The sequence below is a fragment of the Actinomadura sp. 7K507 genome (genome assembly GCF_004348425.1).
Classification (GTDB): domain Bacteria; phylum Actinomycetota; class Actinomycetes; order Streptosporangiales; family Streptosporangiaceae; genus Spirillospora.
Genome location: NZ_SMKK01000346.1, coordinates 1 through 7375 on the forward strand (window position 1 = coordinate 1; position 7375 = coordinate 7375).

The following is a 7375-nucleotide window of genomic DNA, read 5'->3' on the forward strand; positions in this document are numbered from 1 at the left end:
CCACCGAGGCGGCCTCGACAGGACCCCGGCCCAAGCCCACCGACACCTTTCTAAACACGGCCTAGTGTTCTGCGCCTGAAATCCGTTGTGTAAATCTATGCTGGGCCGATGGCGAGGACGGGACGGCCGAAGACGCCGTTTTCAGTGACCGCGGCCGAGCGGGCGGAGTTGGAGCGTGGGGCGCGGGCGGCGACCTCGACGCAGGCGTATGCGTTGCGGTGCCGCATCGTGCTGGCATGCGCCCGGCCCGGGGCGTTCCACACGCATGTGGCCGCCGAACTGGGTGTCTCGCCGCCGACGGTGGCCAAGTGGTGCAGGCGGTTCATCGAGCACGGCCTGGCCGGGCTGGCCGACGAGCCACGCCCCGGCCGTCCGCCCTCGATCCTGCTGGACAAGGTCCAGCAGGTGGTCACGCTCACGTTGGAGCAGACCCCCGAGGGCGCCACGCACTGGTCCAGGGCGTCGATGGCCGAACGGACCGGGCTGAGCAAGTCCACCATCGGGCGGATCTGGCGCCGGTTCGACCTCAAGCCGCACCGGGCCGACACCTTCAAGATCTCCACCGATCCGCTGTTCGTGGAGAAGGTGGTGGACGTGGTCGGGCTCTACCATCATCCGCCCGAGCGGGCCGTGGTCCTGTGCGTGGACGAGAAATCGCAGATGCAGGCGCTGGACCGCTCACAGCCGGTGCTGCCGATGATGCCGGGCATGCCCGAGCGGCGCACCCACGACTACGCCCGGCACGGGACCACCAGCCTGTTCGCCGCCTTCAACATCGCCGACGGAACCGTCATCACCGAACTGCACCGCCGCCACCGCGCCACCGAGTTCAAGAAGTTCCTGACCGCGATCGACAAGGCCGTGCCCGCCGAACTCCAGGTGCACCTGGTCTGCGACAACCTCGCCACCCACAAGACACCCCTCGTCCACGAATGGCTCGCCCGCCACCCCCGCTTCCACGTGCACTTCACCCCGACCGGGTCGTCCTGGCTCAACCAGGTCGAGCGCTGGTTCGCCTACCTCACCACCCAACTCACCCAGCGCGGCGTCCACAAAAGCGTGCAAGCCCTCGAAGCCGACGTCCGCGCCTGGGTCCAGCAGTGGAACACCGACCCCAAGCCCTTCGTGTGGACCAAGACCGCCGAAGAGATCCTCGACTCCCTCGCTCGATATCTGCAACGGATTTCAGGCGCAGAACACTAGCCGAGTGCGGTTGTGAGGTCGTACAGGTAGCGGGACACCGGGCCGAAGGTGAGGAGGCCGCTGCCGCCGCCGGCCAACTCCCCCACGGCAGGGCCGAGTTCGGTGCGCGCGCGTGTCATCGTCTCGCGGTCGTCCAAGGCGATTGCCGCCCGCGCGATGAGGCACCACATGGCCTCCAACAGCAGGTCGTGCGGTGGATCCGGTGCCTTCCGCAGTGCCGCGGCGGCCTCATCGCGGTGGTCCCGTGCCAGAAGAACCAGGGGGCGGGCCCAGGGCTCGTAGGGGCCCCAGTCGGTGTGCGCCTCCGTCTGCGCGGGCCGCCCTTCCCGCATGCGCAGGGACAGTCGCGCCAGCGCCGGCAGTCCGGCCTCGAACCCGGGCATGCCGGAACCGTCCAGGCGCGCGACGGCGTCCCGGTAGGCGGCCTCCACGTCCGCTGCCGGAGCCGCGCCGGACGCCGCGAGCCGCAGCGCCCGGTACCAGGTGGTGAACACCCCCACCAGCGGACGCTCGTAGCGCTCGGCCAGGCCGTCCGCCGCCGCGGCGTGCTCGTCGGCTCCGTCGAAATCGGCGAGCGCGCTGCGCGCCTGGAGCCGGACGAGATGCCCGAGCACCTCGTAGCCGGCCAGGTCATGCCGGACGGACAGCTCCACCAGCTCGGCGCCGATCCCGTCCCGCCGCCGGGCCAGCCCGGCCCGCTGGAACGCCTGCATGAACGCGCCGTTCAGCGCGAACGCCAGCAGCGCGGGATCGTCCAGGGCGCGGGCGATCCGCTCCGCCTCCCGGGCCGCCTCGCGAGCCGTCTCACCGGCACGGACGCCGCCGGTGCCGCGCGACTCCAGGGCGACCGTCGCCAGCAGCCGAGCCCTCGTCGCGTCGTGGCCCCCGGCGGGGAGCGCGGCCAGGGTGCGCTCCGCCGCCGCCACCACCCCGGCCGCCTGCCGCGGGTCGTCCGACCGGGTCCAGATCGCCGGGACGTCGTACGCGCCGATCACTCGCGCGGTCAGCTCGGCGTCGCCCAGTTCCTCGGCCGCCGCGATGGCCGCCATCCGCTGCTCGCGCGCCGCCACCAGCCCGCCGCCACCGGTCACCGCGAGGTTGCGCAGGATCCCGACCGTCGACTCCAGCCGAGCCCGCGCACCGGACGCGACGGTGCGGTCGTAGGCCTCGGCCGCCCGCGCCCATACTCGCGACGCCGCGTCCTGCCCAGGCTCCAGGTGATCGGCTTGGCGAAGAATGTCCTCCTCCAGGCGGCGCAGAGCCGTGCCGGGGTCGATCCCCAGCTGCTCGACGAGCAGCGTCCGCGCCCGGCGCAGCACCGCGAGCGCGTCCCCTTGGCGGCCGGTCCGGTAGAGCGCGAGGGCCAGCAGCCGCCAGGCGTCCTCGCGCCAGGGATGCTCGGCGACGTGCGCGTCGAGATCCGGTACCGCGTCGGCGGCGAGCCCCAGCTCCAGCTTCGCCTCGGCCCGGCGCTCGACGGCGCGCAGCCGCAGCTCGGTCAGGCGCGACCGTTCCGCACGCGCCCAGTCCTCGTCGGTGAACTCGGCGTAGGCGGGGCCGCGCCACCACCCCAGCGCCTCGTCCAGGCTCGTAAGGGACTCCTCTGGGGGACGTGCCGCGGTGCCCACCACCTGCTCGAAGCGCCAGGCGTCCACATCGTCCGCCCCGGCCCGCAGCGCGTACCCGGGCCCCTCGGTGACCAGCAGCCGGGACGGCGCCCGCGGCGGACGCTCGGGCTCCAGAGCCCGGCGCAACGCCGCCACGAACGTCCTGACCGCGCCCACCGCGTCCGGCGGCGGGTCCAGCCACAGATCGTCGACCAGCCGCGTCACCGGGACGACCCGCCCGCGAGCGAGGATCAGCCGCGCCAGCACGGCACGATGCTTCGGCCCCTTCAACGGGACCACGTCACCGGAGCCGTTCCAGGCCGTCACCGGCCCCAGCACCCCGAAAACGACGTCCACGCAGGCCACGCTATAGCGCGCTCATCGGATGCTCATTCACGCCCGGCAGCCTTGGGAGCATGCTGAACATCAACGGATTCGAATACAAGCGCGTCCCCGTCGCCGAGGGCGTCTCACTCAACGTCGCCATCGCGGGCACCGGCAGCCCGGTCGTCCTTCTGCACGGCTTCCCGCAGACCCACCTGATGTGGCGCCACGTCGCCGCCGACCTTGCGTCCGACCACACCGTCATCTGCCCCGACCTCCGCGGATACGGCGACAGCGACAAGCCTGCCGACGATTACTCCAAGCGCACCATGGCCGCCGACATCGTCTCCCTGGCCCGCGCCCTGGGCCACGACAGCTTCGCCCTGGCGGGCCATGACCGCGGAGCCCTGGTCGCCTTCCGCGCCGGCCTCGACCACCCCGACACGATCACCCACCTCGCCTGCCTCGACATCCTGCCGACCCTGGAGATGTGGGACGCGATGCACGGCGTCACCGCCGCCGTCGGCTTCCACCTCTACCTGATGGCCCAGCCGCCCGGCCTGCCCGAACAACTGATCGGCGGCGCTCCCGACGCCTTCTTCGGCCACTTCCTCGACCTCTGGGGGAACGACCCGTCCGCGATACCCGCCGACGTCCGGGCCGCCTACCTGGAAGCCTCCCGCAACGCGATCCCCTCGATCGTCGCCGACTACCGCGCGTCCGCCGGAATCGACGTCGAGCACGACCAGGCCGACCGCGACGCAGGCAACCGGCTGCGGATGCCGGTCACCGTCCTCCAGCAGGACTGGGGCGCCGCCCTCGGCTACGACGCCGTCGCCCTATGGCGCGCATGGGCCGCCGACCTGGACCACACCACCATCCCCTACGGCCACTTCATGGCGGAAGAGGCACCGGTGGAGGTGGCCGAGGCCCTCAGAGCCCTCCTGTCCCGCTGACGGTGGTTTCGGCGCGACTGTCGTCGTCGGTCACCTCGTCGTCCTTGGCGGGCGTGCCGATCCGAGGACGGTCGCGCAACAGGACCAGGGAGAGGATGACGAGGCCGGTCATGAGCACCGCCCCGAGCGCGCCGACGACGTTGAGTCCGCTGGTGAAGGCCTGCTGGGCCGTTTCGATGAGGTCGTCGGCCATTGCCGGGGGCAGTTGGTCGGCGGCCGCCAGCGCGCTGCTGAGGGTGTCGCGGCCGGCGTCGGCCACGGAAGGCGGGACGTCGGCGGGCAGTGCGCCCGCCATCTCGTCGCGGTAGACCGCCGTGGCGACGGTGCCCATGACCGCGACGCCGAGCGCGGTGCCGAGTTCACCGCTGGTCTCCGACATCGCCGCGGCGGACCCGGCCTTCCGGGGCGGGACGGAGCCGACGACCAGGTCGGTGGCCAGCACTCCCATCGGGCTGAGCCCGAACACGGCGATGACGCCCGCGCCGACCAGCAACCCGATCCCCGCGGTGGCCGACACCTGGGTGATCAGCAGGAATCCGAGCACGGAGACGGCCGCCCCGCCCGCGATGACGACGGCCGGACGCACCGCGCGGGCGGCGAACGGGGCGAGCATGGACCCGATCAAGGACGCGAGCGCGAGCGGAATGATCCACAACCCCGCCTGCATCGCCGAGAGCCCCTCGACCATCTGGAGGAACTGCGGGAAGAGGAAGAAGATGCCGTTGACGGCCATGATGCCGAACAGCAGCAGGGTCAGCGCGGCGGTGAAGGAACGGTCCTTGAACAGCCGTACGTCGACTAGGGGAGCCGCCAGCCCGCGCTGCCTCTGCACGAACACCACGCCGCTGACGAGCCCGGCCAGAGACAAGAGGGCCGGTGTCCAGGCGAGCCCGTTGCCGGCGAGTTCTTTGAGGCCGTAGATGAGCGGCAGGATCGCCGCCAGTGACAGCGCCACGCTGCGCCAGTCCATCCTGCCCGGGTCGGGGTCGCGGTACTCCGGCAGCGTGAAGGGCGCCGCCAGGAGCAGCAACACCATGATCGGCACGGCCAGGACGAAGACGGACCCCCACCAGAAGGACGCCAGCAGCACCCCACCCACGAGCGGGCCCACGGCGACGCCGAACGAGAAGGTGGTCACCCAGATGGCGATGGCCACGCTGCGCTGGGACGGCTCGAGGAACATGTTGCGGATCAGCGCCAGGGTGGACGGCATCAGCGTCGCTCCGGTGATGCCGAGCAGCGCCCTGGCCGCGATGAGCATCTCGGGGCTGGCGGCGTAGGCGGCCAGGAGCGACGCCAGGGCGAACGACGCCGCACCGATCATCAGCAGCCTGCGGCGGCCGATCCGGTCCCCGAGGGTGCCCATGGTGGTGAGGAATCCCGCGATCAGGAATCCGTAGATGTCCATGATCCAGAGCTGTTGCGTGCCGCTGGGCCGGAGGTCCGCGCTCAGGTCCGGGATCGCCAGGTACAGCACGCTGAGGTCCAGGGCCAGGACGAGGAGGGGCAGGGTGAGCACGGCCAGCCCGATCCACTCCCGTGTTCCGGCCCGCGGTTGTGGATCTGACGTGGTGAGCGACGCCATGCGGTCTCCCTCTGAGCGGTGATCCGTTTAGTTACGATCCGAACCGTAACATAAGGCGTAGACTGGTCCCATGGCAGCAGAGTCCGGACCCTCGCTTCCGTCACCGCACGGCGGCCGCCCCCGCGATCCACGGATCGACACGGCGGTGCTCCAGGCCACGCTGAGCGTCCTCGACGAATCCGGCTACGGGCGCCTCGCCCTGGAGGAGGTCGCCCGCCGGGCCGGCACCACCAAACCGGCGATCTACCGCCGCTGGCCCAACCGCCAGCGGCTCGTGCTCGCCGCCCTGGCCACCCGGCTCGGCGCGGTGAGCACCCCCGACAGCGGATGCACCCTGTGCGACCTCAGCGAAGGCATCAACGTCTTCATCGAGGTGTTCCGCGGAATCCACGCCGACGTGCTGGGGCCGCTGCTGGCGGACTGCACCTCCGAACCCGGACTGCGCGACACCTTCATGGCCACGCTGTTCGACCCGCCGCGGAACGCCGTCGCCCAGATGCTCGACCGCGCGGCCGCCCGCGGAGACCTGCGCGCGGACATGGACCGCGACCTCGTCCTCGACATGCTCGGCTCACTGGTGCACTACCGCGCCCTGTTCGGCCATGCCCTCACCAGCGAAACCGAAGTGGAGGGCGCGGTCGTCGCCCTGCTGCGCGGGATAGCCACCGACTATCCCGCGCTGATGGAGCGCAGCCGCCAACTCGCGGGCGACCCCCAGTTCCACGCCACCCACGGCTGAAACTCCCGCGATCACGCTCCCGCGATCACGCTCCCGCGATCACGCTCCGGTCACCGCAAGGAGCCCTAGGAACCGCCGAAGTATTTTTCGAGGCCCTTCGCGACGGAGTCGGCCATGCGCTGCCGGAACGAGGCATCGGACATCTTGCTCGCGTCGCCGGGGTTCTGCATGTTGCCGCACTCGATGAACACTTTCGGCACCGTCGCCAGGTTCAGCCCGCCGAGATCATCGCGTTCGTCCAGACCGTTCTCCCCGATGTAGGTGGAGTACGCCATGCCGGTCCCGGAACGGTAGGCATCGCGAATGTCCCTGCCCAGCCGCACGGAGTCGTCGACGATCTCCTTGTTCCCGCCGACCGGCAGCGGCGCGATGACATGGAAGCCGTGCCCGGACGCGGCGGCGCCATCACCGTGAATCGAAAGGGCCGCGTCGGCATTCGCGCGCTTCCCGGTCGCCGCCCGCTCCGTGATGCACGGCCCGACACCGGAGTCGTTCTCCCGCGTCAGCGTGACCTCGGCGCCTTTCTCGCGCAGCACCTTCGCCAGCCGGTTGGACACGTCCCAGGTGAAGGCGTGCTCGGTGTAACCGTCCGGAGTGCTGGTGCCGGACGTGTCGCAGGCCTTGCGCCCGTTCCCTACCGACACCTGCTTGTTGATCTCGTCCGGATGGGACGCGTTGCCCCCGTTGTGACCGGGGTCGAGCACGATCCCCTTGCCCGCCACCGAAGATCCCTCCGAGGCCGTGGGCGATGCGTCGTCACCCCCGTCGCCTCCGTCGCCGCCTCCGGACCCGCACCCGGCCAGCACGCCGAGGCACAGCACCGAACCCGCGATCGCCCGACCGCGCCGAAATCTCCCCATCAGGCCCGCCTCCCCCGCTGACGGTCACGTCCCCGAATGAGTCTGCACCGCGACCGAGCCGGTCAAACGACTTCGGGCGAGGCGGTCAACCGACTTCGGGC

6 protein-coding genes are annotated in these 7375 nt (G+C 71.1%); 3 read left to right on the plus strand and 3 right to left on the minus strand.

Annotation, left to right across the window (positions count from 1 at the left end; all coding sequences use genetic code 11):
- Positions 1 to 108: 108 nt before the first annotated feature.
- The gene (locus tag E1285_RS41825) at positions 109 to 1203 is read left to right on the plus strand and encodes an IS630 family transposase (protein WP_132160301.1); all 1095 of its coding nucleotides are present in this window, start codon (positions 109 to 111) and stop codon (positions 1201 to 1203) included.
- Here the strand turns inward: E1285_RS41825 and E1285_RS41830 are convergent.
- Positions 1200 to 3167 (minus strand): BTAD domain-containing putative transcriptional regulator, encoded by a 1968-nt coding sequence (locus E1285_RS41830; protein ID WP_132160303.1) that lies wholly within the window; start codon positions 3165 to 3167, stop codon positions 1200 to 1202. The genes E1285_RS41825 and E1285_RS41830 overlap by 4 nt on opposite strands.
- Positions 3168 to 3226: 59 nt before the next feature.
- On the opposite strand from E1285_RS41830, the gene E1285_RS41835 reads away from it, so the two are divergent.
- Entirely contained in the window at positions 3227 to 4090 is an 864-nt protein-coding gene (locus E1285_RS41835; protein ID WP_132160305.1) for an alpha/beta hydrolase, read from the plus strand.
- On the opposite strand, the gene E1285_RS41840 is transcribed toward E1285_RS41835, so the two are convergent.
- On the minus strand, positions 4068 to 5675 hold the full coding sequence (locus E1285_RS41840; protein ID WP_132160307.1) for an MFS transporter: 1608 nt from the start codon (positions 5673 to 5675) through the stop codon (positions 4068 to 4070). The genes E1285_RS41835 and E1285_RS41840 overlap by 23 nt on opposite strands.
- A gap of 70 nt (positions 5676 to 5745) precedes the next feature.
- Between E1285_RS41840 and E1285_RS41845 the strand changes: the two genes are divergently transcribed.
- Positions 5746 to 6414, plus strand: a complete 669-nt coding sequence (locus E1285_RS41845; RefSeq protein ID WP_132160309.1) for a TetR/AcrR family transcriptional regulator — start codon at positions 5746 to 5748, stop codon at positions 6412 to 6414.
- A 65-nt stretch (positions 6415 to 6479) separates the two neighbouring features.
- Here E1285_RS41845 and E1285_RS41850 read toward each other — a convergent pair whose 3' ends face one another.
- Entirely contained in the window at positions 6480 to 7274 is a 795-nt protein-coding gene (locus E1285_RS41850) for an N-acetylmuramoyl-L-alanine amidase (RefSeq protein ID WP_132160311.1), read from the minus strand.
- Positions 7275 to 7375: the final 101 nt, after the last annotated feature.